The organism is Dyella mobilis, from assembly GCF_016904945.1.
GTDB classification, from domain to species: Bacteria; Pseudomonadota; Gammaproteobacteria; order Xanthomonadales; family Rhodanobacteraceae; genus Dyella_B; species Dyella_B mobilis.
Window position 1 is genome coordinate 1 of the sequence record NZ_JADIKF010000034.1, and the last position, 21522, is coordinate 21522.

The window sequence follows — 21522 nt, forward strand, 5'->3', positions numbered from 1 at the left end:
AGCTCGCCACTACGCCAGCCTGGCTGCCTGCCAGCGCGCCATGGACAGCTGGCGCCATCTCTATAACTGCCGGCGACCACACGAGGCGCTGGGATTGCGTCCCCCTATCTCGCGTTATCGACCCAGTCCGCGCGCTTATCCTGCCCGTCTGTCACCGATCCTCTACGACCAAGGCGTGCACGTGTTGAAGGTTCGGCGCAACGGCCAGATCGTGTATCGCGGCCGCACGATCTTTGTGAGCGAAGGGTTGGTGGGGCTGCCGGTGGCGATCAGGCCATCGCCTACCGATGGCCTGATGGATGTGCTGTTCATGCATCGCACCGTTCAACACATCGACTTGCGTTTACCGCGCTAAACTCGCCTTTACATGTGTTACCCATGTCTCCGAACAGGCGTTACCCATGTCCCCACTCCGTACACTGCGCTAACCCAACCTACGACGGGCTTCGGGCAAGCACCCAACTAATAGTTACGGGTGGCTGCTGTTGCCTGCCGGCGGTGCGGCGCCATTGGCGTTGTCGCGCGGCTGCATATCCACTTCACGCTGGGCGGCCTGGGCAATCTTCAACTTCGACAGGTCGACCGGACGGATCTGGGTGATGACACAGGGCGCGTAGGGACGGCCGGTCAGCACCTTGTCGAAATTCACCGATACCTCGCGGAAGGTGGAGGTCAGCCCGATCGCCTGGGCCCACATCAAGTTCGGGCAGCTCCAGGTATTGAGCAAATACGCCTTGTTGGGCGTGGTGTAGATCGCCAGCTGCGTATCGGACAGCGGCTCCCACGACCAGATGCGACTCAAGAACTGAAAACTGCGTACGGGCGTGCCGGCAGCACCGTTATAGGCATCCAGCCGCTGCTGCGTGCGTTGCGCATAGGGCACGCTGGAACAGGCGGCAAGCAAGACCGCCGCACAGGCGGCCAATGCGATTTGGGTCCTCGACATGACACTCTCTCCGGTTTCTCTGTCGGCCTAAACGCGCCAGCGCCGTGGAAGTGCACAGCGCGCACCCTGCCCCTTCAGCCGGAAGATGGGTACTCCACTTCACGCTCGCGCTCACGATCCTGCGTGCTGGATTCGGGCCAGTGGTACCAGTGCTCATGCAGCGAAAACTGCTTGCACGAAAGACAGGCGGTGATTTCCCAGCGATAACCGCAGCCGGGACAAACACCGCCCGTCCAGAACGTATTCCACAGCGTGCCGCAACCGCCCATTTTCTGCGAACAAATCCAGCGGCTGGTGCATAGGGCCTGTTAGCACTATTTTCGTAGCCCGCGTTGTCGTTGAGTGGTCGTCAGGTGGTAGTGCGTGGCACTGACTTGGCTGGCTGCCAAGCCTGGGCCGCGCGCTGCCGCATGGCGGCCACTCAACGGCAACCCTTCGGGCCGGGTCTGTTTGCCCGCCATCCGGCGTCATCGCTCAGTCGTGTACGGACGTACACTCGTTCACTCTTCCTTGGCTGGCGAGCAAACAGCTCCCGGCGCGGGCCACGAAAATAGTGCTAACAGGCCCTATCGGACGCCAGGCACACTGCGGGCAGAAAATCTCCGGCTCGGCCATGGGCTCAGTGGGTCTCGGTAGCACCTGCCGACGAAGACGCGGATGCGGGTTGGCTACTGTCGCGCGGCAAGCTGTCCACGTGACGTTGCGCTTCCTTTTCCACCTTCAACTGCGCCAGGTCCACGGGTCGAATCTGCTTGATGCGGCAGGGCACATAACCGCGACCGGTGAATATCTGGTCAAACCCCACCTGCACCTGGTTGGCGAACGACGTCAGGCCGATACCGCTGGCAAAAGTGAGATTAGTGCACGGCCAGACGTCCAACAGATAGGCACGCGTGGGCTGCGTGTAGATCACCAACTGCGTGTCGCTGAGCGGCTCCCAGGAATAGAAACCGCTCAAGATCAGGCGGAAACTCTGCACCGGCGCACCGGCAGAGGCGTTATAGGCTTGCTGGCGCTGCTGCTGGCGTTGCGCATAGGGCACGCTGGCACAGGCCACCAGCGAGGCGGCGATGAGTGCGGTCAACAAAACTCGAATTTTCGACATGAGCGACTTCCTCCATGATGGGATGTGTCGTCAACGGCACCAAGACAACCTGTCACGCGCCCCGCTTATTTCTTGCCGAGATCGGTCCACTTCGAAGGGTCGTAACCGCCCGTTTCGAATACCAGCGTCTGCTTGCCGCCGTCCTGCATTTCCACGTCCATGGTGATGCGCTTGGTTTTCTCCATCGCTTCGATAAAGGGCTTGTCGTCGCGGATGAAGATCGCCGGCTCGCCGGTCGTGGGCAGGAAGGCGCGCAAGGGATGCGGCTTGCCGTCAAACTGTGCCTGGATGACGCAGTTACCTTTGCACACGAAGCCGTGCCCCGGACCAAACATAAATACACTCTGACCCCACTTGGTGTGGCGCCGCAGTATCAGGCGCACCGCGTGATCCCCTGATGGCCGTTCGCTGAAAAGGCTGGCCGTGGACTGCGTACCGCCCTCCATCGGGCCGACCTGGTAAGTCCACAGCGCAGCCAGGCGGCGCTTCTCCGTTGCGGCCTTCGCGCGCTGCTCCACCTCCGGCAAGGTTTGCTGCACTTCCTTGGCCGCATCGGTATTGGGGAAATGCTGCACGATATCCTGGCCCAGCTCCGCGGCCATTTCGTCGTTCTTCGCCTGCAACAGCTGGCGGTAATTCTGCAGCTGGGTGTTGGCCTCGTTGGCCTCCACCTGGGCCTGGGCTTTGGCCGCATCGGCCTGCGACGGCGCATTCTGCCCTTGCTGCGAACAGGCGGCCACGGCCAGCAAGCCGCAAGAGGCAGCCACAATGAGGGAGCGATGAAGAAGCGAACGGGTCATGGACGAAGCACCGGCGTTGGACAGGCCGTTAGCTTGGAACGAGCCACCGCCGGGCGCAACCGGCACGGCCCGATGTCCACCTGCCATCAGGCGACGGCGGACTGGCCGAAGCGATCGCGCAAAGCGGTGCGATAACGCCGACTGCAAGGAATTTTCACGCCATCGCGCATCAGCAGGCGCGCGTCGCCGGTATCCAGCGGCTCGATCTCGACCAGAAACTCCAGATTGACGGCATAGCTGCGTTGCACCCGCACGAACTGTTGCGCATCCAGCCGGGCTTCGATCGCGGCCATGGTGGTGCGCAAGGGATAATCGCGTCCGCGCACGTGCAGGTTCACGTAATTGCCGGACGCCTGCAGCCATTCGATCTCACGCGCCGCCAGCAGAAATTCCTTGCCGAGCTTGCGCACCAGAAAGCGCTCGGGCTGTTCGATGGATTCCACCGGCGGCCCTACGTCCGGCTCGTCCAGCAGGCGCGCCTCGCCCTGGAAACGCACCACCCACAGCCGATACAAGCCAATGCCGACCAGGAGCCAGAAATAGCTGCGGATGTCTTTCAGGTATTCGTAACCGAAGTCCTTCCACCCCTCGCCGAAAACGTAATGAGATCCGGCCAACGCATAGGCAAGCTTGCGCAAGGCCACCATGCCGACGACGTGGATCAAGCTAAACGCAAGACTGAAAGCCAGATGCAGCGGCAAGTTGCGTTGCCAGGTCTCCAAGCGCAACGGCCAGCGCCGCGATACATAGACCAGGGCGGGTATCAAGGCCAGCATTGTCACCGCACTGCTGGACTCCCATACCCAGGGTTCCCAGGTCGACGAGTCTGGATGGTCCATCACCGAAACCATACCGTTCAATACCGTGTTGACGCCGAAGTACACCGGCCAGAACGCCAGCTCGAACCCGCGGCGCCAGCGCTGGAAGCTTTCGAAAGTGAAGCCGCTGTGCTTTGTCATAAAGGCCATTCTATCGAGCCTGGATGACCGCCTCGCGTGCCGCTTTGTATACGGCCTTCCGCACCCGATAATGCACGCTCCAGGCAAGGACCCTTCATGTCGCAGTCCCCCACGTCAGGCTCCGCCGACTCGCTGTTTCAACACCGTGCTTATGTCGCCTTCTGGTGCGCACGCACCGCATCCAGCTTTGGTTTCCAGATGCTGTCGGTGGCGGTGGGGTGGCAAATCTATTCCATCACCGGACGGGCGTTCGACCTGGGCCTGATCGGCCTGGTGCAGTTTTTTCCCTCCGTGTTGCTGGCCTTGCCCGCTGGTCACCTGGCCGATCAATTCGACCGGCGGCGGATCGTGCTGATCGGCCAGATCGTGGAGTGGATCGCGATCGTGCTGCTGGCCACGCTTACCTTGCTGCATGCCATCGATGAAGCGGGCATCCTGGCTTTGATCTTTATCATCGCCGTGGCCAAGGCGTTCGAATCGCCGTCGATGCAATCGATGGTGCCCGCCCTGGTGCCGCCCACCCTGCTGCCGCGCGCCATGGCCGTCAACGGCTCGGCCATGCAGGCGGCGTCGATTGTCGGACCGGCGCTGGGCGGCTTGCTGTATGTGGCCGGGCCCGGCGTGGTGTACAGCGCGTCCGCCGTGCTGTACCTGATTGCCGCCACCATGGTGTCGCAATTGCGCTATGAGCAGGCACCGCCGAAACGCGAACCCGCCACGCTGAAAACATTGTTCGCCGGCGTGCATTTCATTCGCGAGCGCAAGGACGTGCTTGGCGTGATTTCGCTGGATCTGTTTGCCGTGCTGCTGGGCGGCGCCACCGCACTGCTGCCGATTTTCGCCAAGGATATTTTGCATACCGGCCCGTGGGGGCTGGGCCTGCTGCGTGCGGCGCCCGCCGTGGGTGCACTGCTGATGTCGTTCTGGTTGGCACGCCACAACATGGAACGGCGCGTGGGCAAGATCATGTTCGCCTCCGTCGCCGGCTTCGGCGTCGCCACACTGGTTTTTGCACTGTCGAACGTGTTGTGGCTGTCGCTCATCGCACTGTTCGCCTTGGGCGCCTTCGACATGGTCAGCATGGTGATCCGCGGTTCGCTGGTGCAGCTCGATACCCCAGATGCAATGCGCGGTCGGGTGAGCGCGGTCAATGCGATCTTCATCAATACCTCCAACCAACTGGGCGAATTCGAATCGGGCATGGCCGCAGCATGGCTGGGCGCGGTGGGCTCGGCCGTGGTCGGCGGCATCGGCACGCTGGTGGTCGTGGGCCTGTGGATGTGGATGTTCCCCAGCCTGCGCCGTCGCCAACGCCTGCATCTGGAACAACCGATACAAGATCAACAAACCTCCACACCAACGATCTGACGCCAACGGAAACCCGCCATGATCACCGTTCACCATCTCAACGATTCGCGCTCGCAACGCATCCTATGGTTGCTGGAAGAACTGGGCGTGCCGTACGAGATAAAGCATTACCAGCGCGATCCAAAAACCCTGCTCGCACCACCGGAACTGCGCGCCGTGCACCCGCTGGGCAAGGCCCCGGTAGTAACCGACGACGAACTCACCCTGGCCGAATCGGGCGCCATCATCGAATACCTGGGCGACCGCTACGGCGCCGGCAAGCTCATTCCCACGCACGGCACACCGGAGCGCCTGCGCTGCAATTACTGGCTGCATTACGCCGAAGGCTCGGCCATGCCGCCACTGCTGCTGAAGCTGGTGTTCCGGCGCGTCGAAACCGCACCGGTGCCATTTTTCGTGCGCCCGGTGGCGAAAGGGATCGCCGGCAAGGTGCAGGCCGCCTTCGTGGATCCGCAGATCGCCCTGCACCTTGCCTATCTGGAAGGCGAGCTGGCCAAGGCCGACTGGTTCGGCGGCGCGGATTTCAGCGTTGCCGACATCGTGATGAGCTTTCCGCTGGAAGCGGCGGCCGCGCGCGCCGGGCTCGACGGTCGCTATCCGCGCCTGCAAGCCTTCCTGCAACGCATCCATGCGCGCCCGGCCTACAGAAAAGCGCTGGACCGCGGCGGCCAATACAATCTGTTAAGCGGCTGAATGGCTGAACGCGCGTATGATCGATTAACGCCGCGCTCACGCCAGCGCTGGCAACTTCAACCTTCCGGGCAGTGTGGAGCATCCCCATGAGCAAGCAAGCCGATATCGAACGTCGCCTCGACGACCTCAGCACCCGCGTTCGTCATTACACCGATGGCGTCTCCGACACGGCCGACAACCTGATGACGCGCGGTCGCCGCGCAGTCAGCCGCCTGCAAGGTGCCGACACCGGCAAACGCATCGCCCGCGCCGCCGAGGATTTCGCCGACGAGGCCAACTACCAGTACCGCCGCCTGCGCCGGCACGTGAATCGCCATCCGGTGGCTACAGCGGCTATTGTCGCCGGCACGATTGGCGCGTTTCTGTTGTTGCGTCGGGCGTTCAGTGGTGACGATGAGGATTAAGTCGTTTCTTTCTGACCAGCAAAGCCCGCCAATAGGCGGGCTTTTTTTAACCCAGATAGCTAGCGGGTATGTCGCCAACTATGGTCGCTACCGATGACGACCGGGAAAATATTCTCATCCGAGGAGAGCTGCACGTAATATCTGATCCCGGAGTGAATTCGCTGAACGTCACGCTCTAAATCAACCGCATTCTCGTAAATCCCCAAATCCCTCAGCTTGAATAGATCCAAGTTTTCGATACCAGGTCTGTATTTTTTTAGCACCCGGTTTAAAAGACCCGGCCCAGTGATATTGAACACGTCGTCCATGTAGCGATTGAATTTCTCATCCCCATCCGAACCTGCTCGAGGGCGATTCTTAAATTTCGACTTATTTTCCTCGAACGCCTTGATCATTTCGCGGGTAGTCTCTTTCAGCAATGGATTGTTCGGATGCGTGGCGAAGGCACTGGAGTTGAATCCCTGATGCAAGTCGCCATGCGGCATGCTGACTTGATCCGACAACAGCATATCGCCAGGCTTCACCATCAGCGGGCCGAATATCCCTCCTTCCTTCAGATAGTCGTCCGAGTCCAGATAGACGCCACCATACTCGTCCATCAGAGAGTAGCGGAGGACGTCCGAGGCTGCCGAATAATTGACATCAGCCCCTGGGGTACTGAATAACTTGTAGGCGGGATAGGCTTCGGATGCCTGAAATTTTTTAAAGAAAGGTTCATCCCTGAGATTTTTTACCTCTATGGCTGGATAACCTTCGAAACTTTTCTTTATCTTTGCAAAGGAAGCATCATCCACATCCACGTGCACCACGTGACGATAGCCGCTCGCCTTCGCCGCGTTATTCTTGATATTGGCGATGCGATCTTCGGGCAGGTCGCCTCCTATCCAAACGTAGTGCACATCCCTCGGAATTTCCTTCAGTTCCGATTGCGCAGGAATCTCTGGAATTGCCGGAACATTAATCACGCTGGAGTAGTTGGATTGAAGCTTGTCTTTGGCAGCTTTGAATTCCTGCTCAGTTCCACCAACCCACTCGCGATCCGACGACTGCCTCCACCAGAAGCGGCCATCGTTGCTCTTCCATGCACCCACTTGAGGGTCGTAGCGTACGTCGTGATAGACCAACTGATTGCTGCTCGCATCCTTCGACGCAATTCTAGGTCTAGCAGGAAAATTCTCGACGCCGTCGGTGGGCACCACAATCCGCCTCGGCTCGCTTGCAGGGATCGGGTTTGCAGGCGCGGGCCCACCTGCGCCCCCCAGCAGCTTGGGCGTCTTATCCGGCGCCCATTGATTATTGACATCGCGTTTGAAGATTTCTCCGGTTTCTTCCTGTGTCGCCGGATCGATGACGGTGGCCCGATCAGGCTGCAAGGCATTCACGCGAACCTGATACACCCTGCCGTCGTAGGGAACGTATTGCTTACCATCCAGGTGATAGACCCCGTACCCTTCTTTCTTGGCTCTCGTAGCAAGCTCTGATGGAGTCATAGACGTCGCGTAGCGTTCGACATCTGACAACGGGGTCGACGCACCGGAAATCCCAGCCGGTCCCGAATGAGGTACTACTTCCTTTTTTTCGGTGGGGGTCGAGGAGCCCCATTGGTTCAGGTCAGCAATCTCTTCCCGACTTAGCGCTTCTCCCTTGTTGGCCTTGGCAATGACCCTGGCCAGAAACTCTTCTGCTCCATAGGGGGTCAAAGCCCCAATAGCCAGGCCGGCCTGATCGAGCAACTCATCTGCATGTTGCTGGTCCATGCCAAGAGCGCGCCCGAAGGCATTGCCGGTGAGATCGTTGACTTGGTGCAATAGCGCACCCACCGGGTTGCCAGCGAACTGCTCCATAAAACGGCTGGTACCTTCGTTGAGCCCCAGTTGCGTCAGCGCATCGCCCAGACCATAGGCGGGATTTTGTAGATGATTCAGCAACTCATCCATGAACCCGTGCAGATCATTGGCGCCGACGTTATCAGAAGCCATGCTGGCCACTCGCTTATCGAAGGCACTCTGATTGTCGAACACTTCCATGCTGGCAGAAGGCACTCTCAAGCCATTTTCCTGGACAAAGAAATGCCCTCGATCACCGGCACCAAGCAGATTGCCGTAGGCATCGTATTGATAGTTAACCGTCTCACCTTCAGCCGTTTTGCCGCGAAAGGTATCGATGCCTTTGGTGTTGCCGGCGAACTGGATGTCGCTCAGTTTGCCATTGCCCGGCGGGTAGGATCCCGCGTGACCGACACGCTTAGACACATCGCCACGTATTTCCGCATAAGCGCCTACGACGACATCGTTTTGGTAGGACACTTCCGGACTATTGGACGCGCCATTGAGCATATCTAACGAGTTCCCCACCGACGGTTGCGCGACCTCGGAAAAGTGGCTCAAGAACCTCGCGCGCCCAGTGGGGTCTTGTCCCATACGTGCGACCCAGGCGCGCAGTTCGTCCATGGAGCCAAACTCATGATAGGCATGCCCTTCACCATGGTCCGGCATATACAGCACGATGCGATTTTTTTGCGGATCGCCATTGCCGAAGCCCTGGATAATGAAGGAATCATTCGATTCCACACCATTGACGGCGAAACTGAAGGCGCGCGCATACGGCGGGGACGATAAATTGGTGTTGGGAGAGAGGAAGCGATGGGCCAACAGCTCCCCATCTGAAGTCAGGTAACCCCCTGCTTGCACGTCCTTTTGCAGGTTCTGCAGCATGGATTGCGGTTGGAGTGGTGATGCTGGCAACCCGGATAGTTGCTCATCAGGCCTTTTCATACGCGACTTAGCAAACGGGGCGCCAGGCACCGGCTTGATTTCAGGCAGGACTGAAATCCCCGAACCGCCATTGGGCAAATCATCGTTATAGGTGTAGCTTCTGTTGGTGATGAATATGCTCGGAGTAGTAGACAAGTGACACCCATCGTCGGCTCGAATGCTTTGCCACAGTATCTTCGCTGCGACAGGCACCATGACGATGGATATTTACGAAAATTGCGTGGTCCGCATTGAAATAAAAAGCCCGCCTTTCGGAGGGTTCTTTTTCCTGCATCACACCGTCTGCAGATTCGGCTTGCCCGGATCGAGCTTGCATTCGCGAATGGCACGCGCAACACCCTTCGCGCTGACCTTACCTTCCTTCGCCAGTGCTGCCAACGCAGCGTGCGCGATCAAGTAACGATTCACTTCGAAGAAATCACTCAGATCCGAACGCCCAAAGCCGTTGATACCGAGCACGGCACAGTGCATGCCATCGCATATAGCGGTGCTTTTCTGTTGCTGCGCCGCGCATTCAGTGGTGATGACAAGCATTAAGAAAAATATCCACCTGCAGCACTTCTTCCAGTCAAAGAGCCCGCTTTTTGCGGACTCTTTTTTATTGGAGCGCCGTTTCTCATACAACCTCGAAAATACACATATACCGCAGTCGGCGTAGCGTTGCGTGCAAGACTCCTTACACGCTAGGCAAGAACATGTTCTCCCTAGCCAAACCAAAGACATGATCATCCATGAATCCAGGCCAGGAATTTCTCATGAGAACGGAAACTGCAGGCTCTTCGTCCAGCTACGGCGATTACCAGCCCCCTCAGAACAAAAATACCGACGCTTCAAATCAGGGTACCGGTAACCCCCTGATCACACCGGGCGGCAATGGATTTGGCCCACAAAGACACCAACACCAGCAACCGTCACCATCCGCGCCGCCTCAAAACGGAGCACCGCCGAACCCAGATGATAATTCGGCCTTCGGCTCTTTGGGGACCAAGCACTATCCACCGCCGTGGAACTCTGACGACTTTGTAGAAAAGGGCGCCAGAGTTGAGTTCAAAGGGAACTATTACGAAGCCAAGGAGGACATTTCTCCGGCGACATCGATGGGGCCTCAAACCAATCCCGGGTTCAGACCTATCTATCGAGTCCCCCAGGATTATCTGGACCAAAAAGGCATAGGAAGCTTTCAGCAGCAGCTGGAGAATGGAGATGGGCCGATTTTTGTATCGTCGGGCGCCCCCTCTTTAAATGCTAAACCATACGATGCTGCTTCGTCTTATCAGAAAGGCGCCATCGTCAAGTACGGTGAATTCGAGTACATCGCAAAGCAACCGGTACCACCAGACCCAAATATGCCGGTGGATCCCGATAAAGATCCTCGCTACATGAAGCTCGACAATACCGAGCCGCCAGGCAATACATTGAGCACCGAGATGGTCAACGGAAAGGAGATAAAAGTACCGATATCGGAGCGCGTGCAGTCGGCCGTCGTCTCAGCCAAACAAACGCTCGATAACGCCATCAAGACCATCGACAAAACTCCCTGGGACGCCGGGACGACAAAGCAGATGGACGCTCTTTTCCCCGGTATTAGCCAATGGCCAGAGGGCAGGGCTGCGCTCAAAACCAATTGGACCATGCAGCGAGACAAGCTGGATAACATCATCAAAGGCGGCTTCGAGGCACTCAAGTATTTCCATTCTTATGAGTACGACAACGCAGGCGGGAAGACCGCTGCGGTCGCCATTAAGGACAAGCAGCAAATGGCATTCAACGTCAACAAATTACAGAGCGAGTTTTCTGACCCCGCCAAATTGGAATGGACCGTCTTGCACGAATCATCCCATCTCGTTGACAGCAAGGACTACCAATATATCAATCCGGATGGAACGGGCCGGGTAAAAGGCTGGCCAGGATTCGAGAAAGCCCAAGCGGAGAGGAGGGCGGGGCAACCTAACTGGCAATGGGGTAATGCGGATTCACTTGCTCTAGGCGCACGCATCATGTCGGGGCAATACACCGCGCCACAACCCGTGATCACCATATCGGAAAATGGCAACTAGCAGGCGATTGGAGCTCAGCTTGCCCGGGATGTTTTTGTCATGTGTGGCGCGTCCAACCCCTCACGTGGCATTCCCTTGTGCCATCGAAATAGTTTCAGCGGCCAAAGTAACCGAAATGGGTTTTCCGTAACGTTGAAAAGCGCACGACCTGCGTCAAAATCTCAAAAAGAACCCGCCTTTCGGCGGGTTCTTTTTTTGCATCACACCGTCTGCGGATTCGGCTTGTCCGGATCAAGCTTGTACTCGCGAATCGCACGCGCCACATCCTTCGCGTTGACCTTGCCTTCCTTCGCCAAGGCAGCCAGCGCAGCGTGCGCAATCCAGTAGCGATCCACCTCGAAGAAACCACGCAGATGCTCGCGCGTATCCGAGCGACCGAAGCCATCGGTACCGAGCACCGTGTAACGCATGCCATCAGGCATGAAGGCGCGGATCTGGTCGGCGTATTCGCGCACGTAGTCAGTGGCGGCAATCGCCGGACCCTGGTGGGCCTGCAACAGACCGGTGACGTACGGCACGCGCTGCTCCGCTTCCGGATGCAGACGATTCCAGCGTTCGGCATCGAAACCGTCGCGACGCAGCTCGATGAAGCTGGGCACCGACCAGATATCGGCGCTGACGCCGAAATCCTTCTCCAGCAACTCGGCAGCAGCGATCACTTCGCGCAGGATCGTGCCCGAGCCCAGCAACTGCACGCGCGGCTCGCTCTTCTTGGCCTTGCCGGCGTCCTTGAACAGGTACATGCCCTTGACGATGCCCTCTTCCACGCCTTGCGGCAGGTCGGGGTGGGCGTAGTTCTCGTTCATCACGGTGAGGTAGTAGTAGACGTCTTCCTGGTCGTCCAGCATGCGACGCGTGCCGTCCTGCAGAATCACGGCCACTTCATAAGAGAAGGTCGGATCGTAGGAGCGGACATTCGGAATGGAGCCGGCCATCAGGTGCGAGTGGCCGTCTTCGTGCTGCAAGCCTTCGCCATTGAGCGTGGTGCGACCGGCGGTGCCGCCGATCAGGAAGCCGCGCGAACGCATGTCGCCCGCCGCCCAAGCCAGGTCGCCGATACGCTGGAAGCCGAACATCGAGTAGTAGATGAAGAACGGCAGCATCGGCTGGTTGCTGATGCTGTAGCTGGTGGCCGCGGCCATCCACGCCGCCATGCCGCCGGCTTCGGAAATGCCTTCCTGCAGCACCTGGCCCTTCTGGTCTTCGCGGTAATACAGGAGCTGGTCGGCGTCCTGCGGACGGTATTTCTGACCGAACGGCGCATAGATGCCGATCTGGCGGAACATGCCTTCCATGCCGAAGGTGCGCGCTTCGTCGGCGACGATCGGTACCACGCGCGGGCCGATGGCCTTGTCGCGCAACAGCAGGTTCATACCGCGCACCAGCGCCATGGTGGTGGATATCTCGCGATCGCCGGTGCCCTTGGTGATCTGCTCGAACGCGGAAAGATCCGGCGCCTTGAGCTTGATGTCGGTATGGCGGCGACGCTGCGGCAGGAAGCCGCCGAGCTGCTTGCGGCGCTCCATCATGTACTGCACTTCCGGCGAATCCTTGCCGGGGTGGTAGTACGGCACGTCCTTGAGCTTGTCGTCGGAGACCGGGATATTGAAGCGGTCGCGGAAGTGGCGCACGGCCTCGTCGTCCAGCTTCTTTTGCTGGTGCGTGGGGTTCTGCGATTCGCCGGCCGCGCCCATGCCGTAGCCCTTCACCGTCTTGGCGAGGATCACGGTGGGCATGCCCTTGGTGTTCACCGCAGCGTGATAGGCCGCATAAACCTTGTGCGGATCGTGGCCGCCGCGGTTCAAGCGCCAGATGTCGTCGTCGCTCAGGTTGGCGACCATCTCGCGCGTCTCCGGATACTTGCCGAAGAAGTGCTCACGCGTGTAAGCGCCGCCGAAGGCCTTGCACGCCTGGTATTCGCCGTCGATGGTTTCCATCATCAGCTTGCGCAACACGCCGTTCTTGTCGCGCGCCAGAAGCGGATCCCAGTAGCTGCCCCACACCACCTTGAGCGCATTCCAGCCGGCGCCGCGGAACACGCCTTCCAGTTCCTGGATGATCTTGCCGTTGCCGCGCACCGGGCCATCGAGGCGCTGCAGGTTGCAGTTGATCACGAAGATCAGGTTGTCCAGGCCTTCGCGGCCGGCCAGGGCGATCGCGCCCAGCGATTCGGGCTCGTCGGTCTCGCCGTCGCCCATGAAGCACCAGATCTTGCGGTCGGACTTGGGAATCAGGCCGCGGTGCTCCAGGTACTTCCAGAACTGTGCCTGGTAGATCGCCTGGATCGGACCCAGACCCATCGACACCGTCGGCACCTGCCAGTAATCGGGCATCAGCCAGGGGTGCGGGTAGGAGGAAAGGCCGCGGCCGTGACCGGCCACTTCCATACGGAACAGGTCGAGCTGATCTTCGCCGATGCGGCCTTCGAGGAAGGAACGTGCATAGACACCCGGGCTGGAGTGGCCCTGATGGAACACCAGGTCGCCCGGATGATCGGCGCTCGGCGCGCGCCAGAAATGGTTGAAACCTACGTCATAAAGTGTGGCGGACGACGCAAAGCTGGCGATGTGGCCACCCAGCTCACCCGGCTTGCGGTTGGCCCGCACCACCATGGCCATGGCGTTCCAGCGGATCAGGGTGCGGATGCGCCATTCCATCGCGCCATCGCCCGGCATCTTGGCTTCCAGGTGCGGCGGGATGGTATTGACGTACTCAGTGGTGGGGTCGAACGGCATGTAGCCGCCCGAACGGCGTGCGGAGTCGACGAGGCGCTCCAGCAGGAAATGCGCTCGCTCGGTACCTTCGCGGTCGATGACGGCACTGAGCGACTCAACCCATTCCTGGGTTTCGGTGGGGTCGGGGTCCTGATGGAGGATATCGTCGAGCTGATCCATTGAAACGTCTCCGCGGCGCCGGGCGCCGCCTTGCGGTGGATGCGCGTCGCTGGGGAAGCGACGAAACCGGGGGCATCGATCCGGCGGCTTAAGGCCGGCACGGAATAAGGACCGCGTGGCGTGTTCGCCGCAGGACGAGCTGAGTCTTCCGATTCTAGCCTCCACGCGACGATCCCGCCAATTGGCGGGGCCTCAGCCATACGGGGGCGCATTGACATGCTTAACCCATCCGCTCGCGCCCTCCCCCGCCATGATCAAAAAGCCGGGCGCCCGCCTTAGCTCAATGCGGACTCAATAGTGGTGTCCGGGTGTGTTCTGCACCAAACCACACCAGCGTCTTACGCGGCCAATCCGTCACACGGCGTCAGTCGTCTTCTTCCTGCCGTTCGATGTTTGCGAGCACGGCCTCCGTAAGCGCACCACGATGCAGCTTCAAGCGCTCGTCCTCAATCGTCAGCTCGCGGGCGGCCTGGTGGAGCTGCTGTTGCAACTCCACCAGGCGACGACGGTCTTCTACCGACCTGAACATTTCCATGGCGCGCTGATGCACCAGCACCTCGATGCCCCGAGCAAGCATGTCCAACCCCGTTCCGGATTCCAATGTGCGCAGCACGTAGTCCTGGCGAAAGGTCGCGATGTCGGTCGCCATGGCGCTGACCTTGCTGCGTCTGGCTGCGTAGGTTTCCTCGCAGGTGCGGCATGCCGAAGCTGCGCGCTGCAAGGCTATTTCCTTGCGGTAGCGGCGTAGCCCGGTGACAGCAACCAGGCGGCGCAATGAGTGCGTATCGAGAGACCCGGACATGCTTTCAAATACCGGCAGGAGGGGTCGCCAACTGCGCCAGAGCTGCTGCGGTTTCAACACTGGCCGCCGCCTCCCGCAAGGGCTGCTGCAAGAACGCGCGAATATCGGGGTGCTTGGCTACCGCCTCATCGAGTTCCGCATCCGCACCAGGCCGGTATTCACCCAGCCTGATGAGCAATTCGGACTTCTGATACGCAGCCATCCATTGGCGAACCTTGCCGGCGTAGACAAGCTGCTGCCGTTCGCAGACGTTATCCATCACGCGGCTGCGGCTGGCCAGCACGTCAATCGCCGGGAAATGTCCAGCAGCGGCGAGGTCGCGCGAAAGCGCAATGTGGCCATCCAGCAATGAAATGGCCTCTTCACTGACTGGATCGCCCATTTCCTGGCCCTCGGCCAACACCGTATAGAAGCCGGTGATGGCGCCGTGATTGCTACGGCCGGCACGTTCGATCAGGCGCGGGAGCTCGGCAAATACGCTGGGTGGAAAGCCGCGGCGCGCGGGCGGTTCGCCGGCGGCCAACCCGATTTCGCGCAAGGCTCGTGCGAAGCGGGTAAGTGAATCCAACACCAAAAGCACGTGCGCACCTTCGTCGCGCAGCGACTCGGCAATCGCGCAGGCGACGTGCGCCGACTTGATACGCTCCGCCGCCGGCCTATCGGAGGTCGCCACGACGACCACCGCGCGCTCGCGCATCTGCGGCGCGATACCGTCACGCATGAACTCCTGCACTTCGCGGCCACGCTCACCGATCAAGCCGATCACCACGGCATCGACATTGGCTTGCGCGGCAATAGCGCTCATCAGAGAGGTTTTACCCACACCTGGGCCGGCGAACACACCCACGCGCTGACCCACTCCGATGGTGAGCAACCCATCAATTGCGCGCACGCCTGTTGCAAAAGGCTGGTCAACGATAGGCCGATGGAGCGGCGATGGCACTTTCGCACGCACGTCGTGCACCGCCTCTGGCAAAGGTGGAAGAGCATCCATGGGACGACAGAAGCCATCCACTACACGCCCAAGCAAAGCGCGCCCCGAAGGAATGCGTAGTCCATGGCCGACGCTTTCCACCAACGTGGTGGCTGACAATCCTTCGTTGGATCCAATCGGCATCACGATCAAGGCTTCACCGTCGAGGCCAACTACCTCGCCAAGCAACGCCTCCGGCGCTTCCGGTGAGACAAACCGGCAAAGATCGCCAACACGGGCACGAACGCCGATAACGCGCACGACCGTGCCGGTTACGCCGACGATTTTTCCGCCACGCCTCACCTCCACTGCATTCGGTGGCGACGACGCCGCGGCATTCATGCAGCCACCTCATCGGCCAACGTGACCTTGCCGGCCCCTTGTACGGCAATTTCACCGAACGGAATCTCTTCCATGGCCAACGTCGGCAAATTGGATGACACGCCGCGCAGCAGATCTGCCACGTGTGGCCGCAAGGCCGCCGAGGTCACCACGACGGCGCCTGCGGGCACCATCCCTGCCACGGGCCGAAAAGTGGCATCGGCACGCTTGAGCTGACGAGGGTCAAGTGCCAACTGCGGCTGACCGGAGGCTGACACCTGCAAAGCGCCCTGCAGGAATTGCGTGCACGCTTCGTCCAGCAATACCATCTTCATCGCATCGCTTTCCGAGTCGATTACGCTGCGCGCAATCTGCCGGCCCAGTGCAATACGTACCTTGCGCAGCATCAGCCAGTCCATTCGCTCCTCAGGACGCATACGCGCAATTGCCTCGCAAATCGCGCGCAAGTTGCGAATGGAGACGCCTTCCCTCAGCAGTTCGCGCAGCAATTCCGCCAATGTGCTTGGTGGCACTGATGCAGCGATCGACTCCACCACATCGGGAAACAACATACCCAAACGATCGAGCAGGTATTTGGTCTCCTGAGTGCCGATGAAGGCGCTTGCACGTTGAACACAGACATGATGCAAATGAAAGGCGAGCACCTGATTGGCATCGCAGTCCCAGCATCCCTGCTCACGCAAGGGCGAGGCCTGCTCGGCATCGATCCAATAACCGCGGCCGATACCTGGCACTTCGGCCGGTACGTCGCGAGCCTCTTCCGGCAACAGTGCCTCTGCACCGATCACGAATACTCGCCCGCCATGCAGATGGCCTTCGGCCACCGTTTCTGCGTCGACTTCAATGCGATAGAGCGTTGGGGTGTAGTCGCCCTCGCCTTTCATCGCCAGGCCCGGAAACGGCAAGCCAAGTTCCTGGGTGAGGCGCTCGCGCATACTACCCAACTCTTCATCAAAGGTCCCAGGATTAAGCGAACGAAACGCTTCCTCGCCGATCCGGATGCGCAGCGGATTCATGGTGCCCATCTCGATCGAATCGAGGATGTTCATCACGTAATGCGCGCCGTCCTTGGTCATGTTGCGCATCGGCGCGTCACGCGATTTCGCAAGATTCACCTCGCGCCGCCGCGTCGCCAGACCGATCAAAAACAGGACAGCGGCGATGGCCAGAAAGGCCAGGTGGGGAAAGCCCGGCACGAGGGCCAACACACAAGCACCCGCGCCGGCCATGATTACCGGACGCGGTCGATTCGCCAATTGAGCGAAAATGCGACTGCCAAGATTGTCGTCCGGGGCTTGCCCATCTTCCGATTCTTCGACTTCGCCACGGGTAATCAGCAGGCCGGCGGAAATAGCCACGATGAGCGAAGGGATCTGTGAAACCAGGCCATCGCCCACTGTAAGGATCACGTAGGTCGTCATGGCTTCCGACAGTGGCATGCCGCGCATCACCGAGCCAATCACGATGCCGCCGATGATATTCACCAACGCGACAATCAAGCCCACGATCGCATCACCCTTGACGAACTTCATGGCACCGTCGAGCGCGCCATGCATCTGAATTTCCTTCTGCAAGGTGTCGCGCCGCTGCTTGGCCTGCTCGCCGGTCAGCGTGCCTGCGCGCAATTCGGCGTCGATGCTCATCTGCTTGCCGGGAATGGCGTCCAGCGTAAAGCGCGCCGACACCTCGGCGATGCGGTCACTGCCTTTGGCGACCACGATGAACTGCACCGCGCACAATACGGCAAAAATCACCAACCCTACGACGACGTTGCCGCCCACCACCAACTAGCCAAACGTCTGGATGATGTCGCCGGCATAGGCGTGCAACAGAATCATCTTGGTGGTGGCCACTGCCAGGCCAAGACGGAACAACGTCGTCAGCAACAGCAGGGATGGAAAGGTCGCCAGGTCCAGCGGCGACCGCACGTAGACTGCCGCCGCCAGAAGCAGCATGGCGAAACAGAAATTCAGCGCAATCGCCGCATCTAGCAGGATGATCGGCACCGGCATCACCAGCAGGGTCAGCACCGAAAGCAGTACCAGCCCCATGCCGATGTCGGCATGACGTGCAATGAAACCGGTGATGTCGCGCGACTTCAGCAGCCTGTTTTTCACACTTGCGTTCATTGTCCTGCAATCTCCTTGTGAGCCGTGCGTCGCGCGCCGCGAATAATCGGGTCGCCTTCCTGCTCCTTGTGCTCGCGCTTGATCTCATCTTTTTTCATACGGTTGCGGCGAATCCACAACTGCCGCTGCACCATCAAATCGACGCCGCCCAGCAGCAGGCAGAACAACGACGAAAAGCCCAATATCTTCAAGGCGCTGCGATCTACCAGCAGGTAGGGCGAGTACCAGGGCCGGTCGCCAAGCCGCGCCACCAAGCCAAGCAATTCCTGCATCAGGAACCACGCGAGCGTGGCGATGATCGCCAGGCGCAGCAGCGCCATCAGCAGCTCCACGAAGCGTTGCAGCCCAAACAGCTTTTTCAGGCCGGCGGCCGGATTGAGGCGCTTGAAATCAATAAACTCCTTCTTGCTGGCGATTTCTCCGCGCGTCTGGAGCCATTCCGGCACCATCACATTCACCAGACCTAGCAATGCCACGACGCCAACCCCCACCAGCAGATGCAGCATTTCCCAGCCGAGCTGCAAACCGCGCTTTTCCTGGACCAGCACGCTCAGCAGCACTGTCACGTAACGCCGCAACAGCGCGAACGCGTAGGGGCCGCCTGCCAGCAACACGGCCGTCCAGGCGAGCATGCTGAAGGCGATGGTGAAATCCTTGCTGTGGGGGCGGTCGCCTTTTTTTCTGGCCTCGCGAAGCTTGTGTTCGGTGGGCTGCTCGGTACCCTCGCTCATGACACGGCCGTCAAGGTCTTGATCACGCGCAACCATTGCGGCGCCTGGGAACGCAACGTGACGCCGATAATCACCGCCACCACGAATGCCTTGAGCGCGAGGGAAATCGAAAACGGATTCATCTGCTGCGCGTAGCGCCCGGCAATGGCCGTGCAGATGTCCGCCAGCAGCAGCATCGCCGCCATCGGCGCCACGATGCGCATGGCCATTTCCAGCAGCAGCTGGGTTTGGTTGGACACCACGTGTGTGACAAAGTCCTGCAACGACCGATCGCCAGGAGGCAGCCACTGCGCTACCGGCCAGATGTCGTAAGTTGCCGCCAGCGCTTTGGCCGCGGCAAATCCACCATGACCATCCACCAGCATCAGGGTCAGCAGCGCGGTGAAGATCGTCTCGATCGGACCGGCGGTCGTACCGAATGTAGGATTGAACGTCGAACCGACGGTATAGCCAGCCTGCTGATCGAGAACGGCACCCGCACCGCCCACCACAAAAAACACGCGCGAGAGCATGAAACCTAGCGCCGCACCAAGAAAGCCTTCCTTGATGGCGAGCAACCCCACCGAGAGCGGTTGCGCGACCTCCACCACCGGTGCGGGAACACACAACGCGACCGCGAGCGCCATCGGCATGGTGAAATGCTTGCCGGCCGAGCTTTTTTTTCCAAGCGGCAGAATGGACAAGGCAACCCCCACCCGCACCATCGAGAGTGCCGTGGGAATCAGCGCATCAAGGCCGGACGGCACGGCAACCATCATGGCAGCCACACCAGGGCGACGTATCCGGCGGCAGGCACGGCACCCAGGATCAGATCGAACAAGCCGGAAATCTGGCGCATGATCCAATGCGCAGAAGCCAGCAGGGTGACGCACACTGCGGCCAGTTTCAGCACATAGCTAACGGTTTGATCCTGCACCTGCACCACTGACTGTACCAGGCCAACCAGGATGCCCACGACCATCGCCACCAGCAGCACCGGTGCGGTGGCCAGCATGATGATCTTGAACGAGGCAAGCACGATCTGTGAGCTATCCATGGCGGCCTACACGTTGTAGCTGTCGATCAGGCCGTGCAGGGTGCGCGAGAAGCCCGCCGTGGTGACGAACACCAGCAGCTTGAGCGGAATCGACACCGTGGTTGGCGGGAACATGGTCATGCCCATGGCCATCAGCAGATTGGCCGTAATCAAATCGACCACCGCAAAACCGATCGCCAGGAACATGCCGATCTTGAAGGCTGCCGTTACTTCCGAAATGACGAACGCCGGCACCAGCACCGACAAACCCGATGGCGCCTCGACATCGTCAGGCATGCGCTTGGCTACCGTCTTGGCCAGCGACTCCAGTTCCTGCGGATCAACCTGCTTGGTCATGAAATCCACGATAGGCGGCTTCACTGCGTCGACCAGTTCGGCCAGCGACGGGCGCGACTGGCCCGTCAGGATGCCCTCAAGGTCCACGCCCGCGTTGATCTGATGCATCACTGGCGCCATAACCAGCATCGTTACCGCCGATGCAATGCCGGCCAGCGCCAGGTTCGACGGCGCCTGCTGTACACCCAGCGAGTTGCGCAACAAGGCCAGCACGATGGATATTTTCGTGAACGAAGTCATCATCACCGCACCCAGCGGCAACATGCCGATGGAGAAGGTGGCGATGATGTACAGCCAAGGATCGAGCCCCTGGTAACTCATCGTCGGGTGCCCCAGCTTTCAGTGATCAGCACCGCGAGCCGCTCATCCACCTTCGCCAGCGTGCCACGCGCAAACACGCGCCCGTCGCAAGCCAGGGTGACGTGACGGCCTTCGACCGGCCGTTCCAGATCCAGGATCGCACCGGGGCAAAGCGCCGAAGCTTCATCCAGTGAGAGCGAACGGGTCGCGAGCACCACATCGATGTCGAAGCTGAGCTCCTCCAGTTCAAACAGCTGCTCGGTGGCGGGCGTAGCGGCAGGAGCATCGTGAGCTTGGCCGCGCACCACGGCGCCGCCGGTTTCGTCATTCCATTGGGCCGTCATCAGACGTCTCCTTCGTAGGTGGCCGAGATAAAAAAGCGGCGACGGGCACTCCAAAAGCACCATGGCGCCTGATTGCAAAGCGCGCAGTTCCCGTGCAGAAACCGCTGCGACCCGTAATACCGCCGTCAGCGGCACGCGCATCCAGGACCACGGCGCTGGATGTGCACGGCGAATCGCAGCGGCCAGCCACGACATCGCGCTACCGGCAATTGCGAGCTGCACCTGGCCACCGCGTTCGGCACACAAGCGCAATGTCACACTCTCGGGTGGCATGACCCGGCCAAGCGTGACCGCGCTGATGCGCAAGGCACCACCGAGCCGGGCCTCCAGCCAATCCAACCACGGCATCAAGATCCACTCGATCAGCTCGATCCGCACCGCTTCGGTTTCACATGCCGCACGCACCAGCTCCGCGGAATATTCGGGATAGAGCGCGGCACATTCGATCCCCACCGACAACGCTCCCACCGCGCCTTCCAGCTCGACACACAGCGGGTAGCATGGCAACGATTCGGCCAATTCCACCTTC

Annotated in this window: 19 protein-coding genes and 2 pseudogenes; 5 read left to right on the top strand and 16 right to left on the bottom strand. The window is 60.1% G+C overall.

Annotated features, from left to right (window positions below; genetic code table 11):
• Positions 1-355, top strand: a 355-nt coding sequence (locus tag ISS99_RS23735) for an integrase core domain-containing protein (RefSeq protein ID WP_204630095.1), incomplete at its 5' end; no start/stop codon positions are given.
• A 114-nt stretch (positions 356-469) separates the two neighbouring features.
• Here the strand turns inward: ISS99_RS23735 and ISS99_RS02965 are convergent.
• The 5 genes from ISS99_RS02965 to ISS99_RS02985 form a co-directional block, all read right to left on the bottom strand.
• Positions 470-946, bottom strand: a complete 477-nt coding sequence (locus ISS99_RS02965) for a DUF6491 family protein (protein ID WP_204630096.1) — start codon at positions 944-946, stop codon at positions 470-472.
• A gap of 74 nt (positions 947-1020) precedes the next feature.
• Positions 1021-1215 (bottom strand): hypothetical protein, encoded by a 195-nt coding sequence (locus tag ISS99_RS02970; RefSeq protein WP_204630097.1) that lies wholly within the window; start codon positions 1213-1215, stop codon positions 1021-1023.
• 350 nt (positions 1216-1565) lie between these two features.
• Positions 1566-2051 (bottom strand): DUF6491 family protein, encoded by a 486-nt coding sequence (locus tag ISS99_RS02975; RefSeq protein ID WP_204630098.1) that lies wholly within the window; start codon positions 2049-2051, stop codon positions 1566-1568.
• Between the two features lie 65 nt (positions 2052-2116).
• Positions 2117-2851 carry a hypothetical protein gene (locus ISS99_RS02980; protein ID WP_204630099.1) on the bottom strand — a complete coding sequence of 245 codons (735 nt, stop codon included), beginning with the start codon at positions 2849-2851 and terminating at the stop codon, positions 2117-2119.
• 86 nt (positions 2852-2937) lie between these two features.
• Positions 2938-3810: a LytTR family DNA-binding domain-containing protein gene (locus tag ISS99_RS02985; protein WP_204630100.1), complete on the bottom strand. Its 873-nt coding sequence runs from the start codon at positions 3808-3810 to the stop codon at positions 2938-2940.
• Positions 3811-3906: 96 nt separating this feature from the next.
• Here ISS99_RS02985 and ISS99_RS02990 point away from each other — a divergent pair, with 96 nt between their 5' ends.
• The 3 genes from ISS99_RS02990 (at position 3907) to ISS99_RS03000 (ending at position 6275) form a co-directional block, all read left to right on the top strand.
• On the top strand, positions 3907-5178 hold the full coding sequence (locus tag ISS99_RS02990; protein WP_204630101.1) for an MFS transporter: 1272 nt from the start codon (positions 3907-3909) through the stop codon (positions 5176-5178).
• Positions 5179-5196: 18 nt separating this feature from the next.
• On the top strand, positions 5197-5871 hold the full coding sequence (locus ISS99_RS02995) for a glutathione S-transferase family protein (protein WP_204630102.1): 675 nt from the start codon (positions 5197-5199) through the stop codon (positions 5869-5871).
• 86 nt (positions 5872-5957) lie between these two features.
• A complete protein-coding gene (locus ISS99_RS03000) occupies positions 5958-6275 on the top strand; it encodes a hypothetical protein (RefSeq protein ID WP_204630103.1) in 318 nt (105 codons plus the stop codon).
• A 59-nt stretch (positions 6276-6334) separates the two neighbouring features.
• Here ISS99_RS03000 and ISS99_RS03005 read toward each other — a convergent pair whose 3' ends face one another.
• Together ISS99_RS03005 and ISS99_RS03010 are read right to left on the bottom strand one after the other, a co-directional pair.
• Complete coding sequence (locus ISS99_RS03005) at positions 6335-9184, bottom strand: dermonecrotic toxin domain-containing protein (protein ID WP_204630104.1); 2850 nt, start codon at positions 9182-9184, stop codon at positions 6335-6337.
• A 138-nt stretch (positions 9185-9322) separates the two neighbouring features.
• A pseudogene (locus ISS99_RS03010) lies at positions 9323-9520 on the bottom strand (hypothetical protein); the annotation flags it as partial.
• 284 nt (positions 9521-9804) lie between these two features.
• On the opposite strand from ISS99_RS03010, the gene ISS99_RS03015 reads away from it, so the two are divergent.
• On the top strand, positions 9805-11106 hold the full coding sequence (locus ISS99_RS03015; RefSeq protein WP_204630106.1) for a hypothetical protein: 1302 nt from the start codon (positions 9805-9807) through the stop codon (positions 11104-11106).
• A gap of 200 nt (positions 11107-11306) precedes the next feature.
• Here ISS99_RS03015 and aceE read toward each other — a convergent pair whose 3' ends face one another.
• The 9 genes and pseudogenes from aceE to ISS99_RS03065 all read right to left on the bottom strand — a co-directional run bounded on the left by aceE (position 11307) and on the right by ISS99_RS03065 (position 21518).
• Positions 11307-14000: a pyruvate dehydrogenase (acetyl-transferring), homodimeric type gene (gene aceE, locus ISS99_RS03020; RefSeq protein ID WP_204630107.1), complete on the bottom strand. Its 2694-nt coding sequence runs from the start codon at positions 13998-14000 to the stop codon at positions 11307-11309.
• A 364-nt stretch (positions 14001-14364) separates the two neighbouring features.
• Entirely contained in the window at positions 14365-14802 is a 438-nt protein-coding gene (locus tag ISS99_RS03025; protein WP_204630108.1) for a hypothetical protein, read from the bottom strand.
• Between the two features lie 4 nt (positions 14803-14806).
• Entirely contained in the window at positions 14807-16117 is a 1311-nt protein-coding gene (locus tag ISS99_RS03030; RefSeq protein ID WP_204630109.1) for a FliI/YscN family ATPase, read from the bottom strand.
• Positions 16114-18246 (bottom strand): annotated as a pseudogene (locus ISS99_RS03035) (FHIPEP family type III secretion protein). Before ISS99_RS03035 ends, ISS99_RS03030 begins: the two are co-directional and overlap by 4 nt.
• Complete coding sequence (locus tag ISS99_RS03045; RefSeq protein WP_204630112.1) at positions 18243-18977, bottom strand: EscU/YscU/HrcU family type III secretion system export apparatus switch protein; 735 nt, start codon at positions 18975-18977, stop codon at positions 18243-18245. The pseudogene ISS99_RS03035 and the gene ISS99_RS03045 overlap by 4 nt, the downstream one beginning before the upstream one ends.
• Positions 18974-19735: an EscT/YscT/HrcT family type III secretion system export apparatus protein gene (locus tag ISS99_RS03050; RefSeq protein WP_204630113.1), complete on the bottom strand. Its 762-nt coding sequence runs from the start codon at positions 19733-19735 to the stop codon at positions 18974-18976. The genes ISS99_RS03045 and ISS99_RS03050 overlap by 4 nt, the downstream gene beginning before the upstream one ends.
• Positions 19732-20013 carry a flagellar biosynthetic protein FliQ gene (locus ISS99_RS03055; RefSeq protein WP_204630114.1) on the bottom strand — a complete coding sequence of 94 codons (282 nt, stop codon included), beginning with the start codon at positions 20011-20013 and terminating at the stop codon, positions 19732-19734. Before ISS99_RS03055 ends, ISS99_RS03050 begins: the two co-directional genes overlap by 4 nt.
• 6 nt (positions 20014-20019) lie before the next feature.
• Positions 20020-20670 (bottom strand): EscR/YscR/HrcR family type III secretion system export apparatus protein, encoded by a 651-nt coding sequence (locus ISS99_RS03060; protein WP_204630115.1) that lies wholly within the window; start codon positions 20668-20670, stop codon positions 20020-20022.
• Positions 20667-21518 (bottom strand): FliM/FliN family flagellar motor switch protein, encoded by an 852-nt coding sequence (locus ISS99_RS03065; RefSeq protein ID WP_338081568.1) that lies wholly within the window; start codon positions 21516-21518, stop codon positions 20667-20669. The genes ISS99_RS03060 and ISS99_RS03065 overlap by 4 nt, the downstream gene beginning before the upstream one ends.
• Positions 21519-21522: the final 4 nt, after the last annotated feature.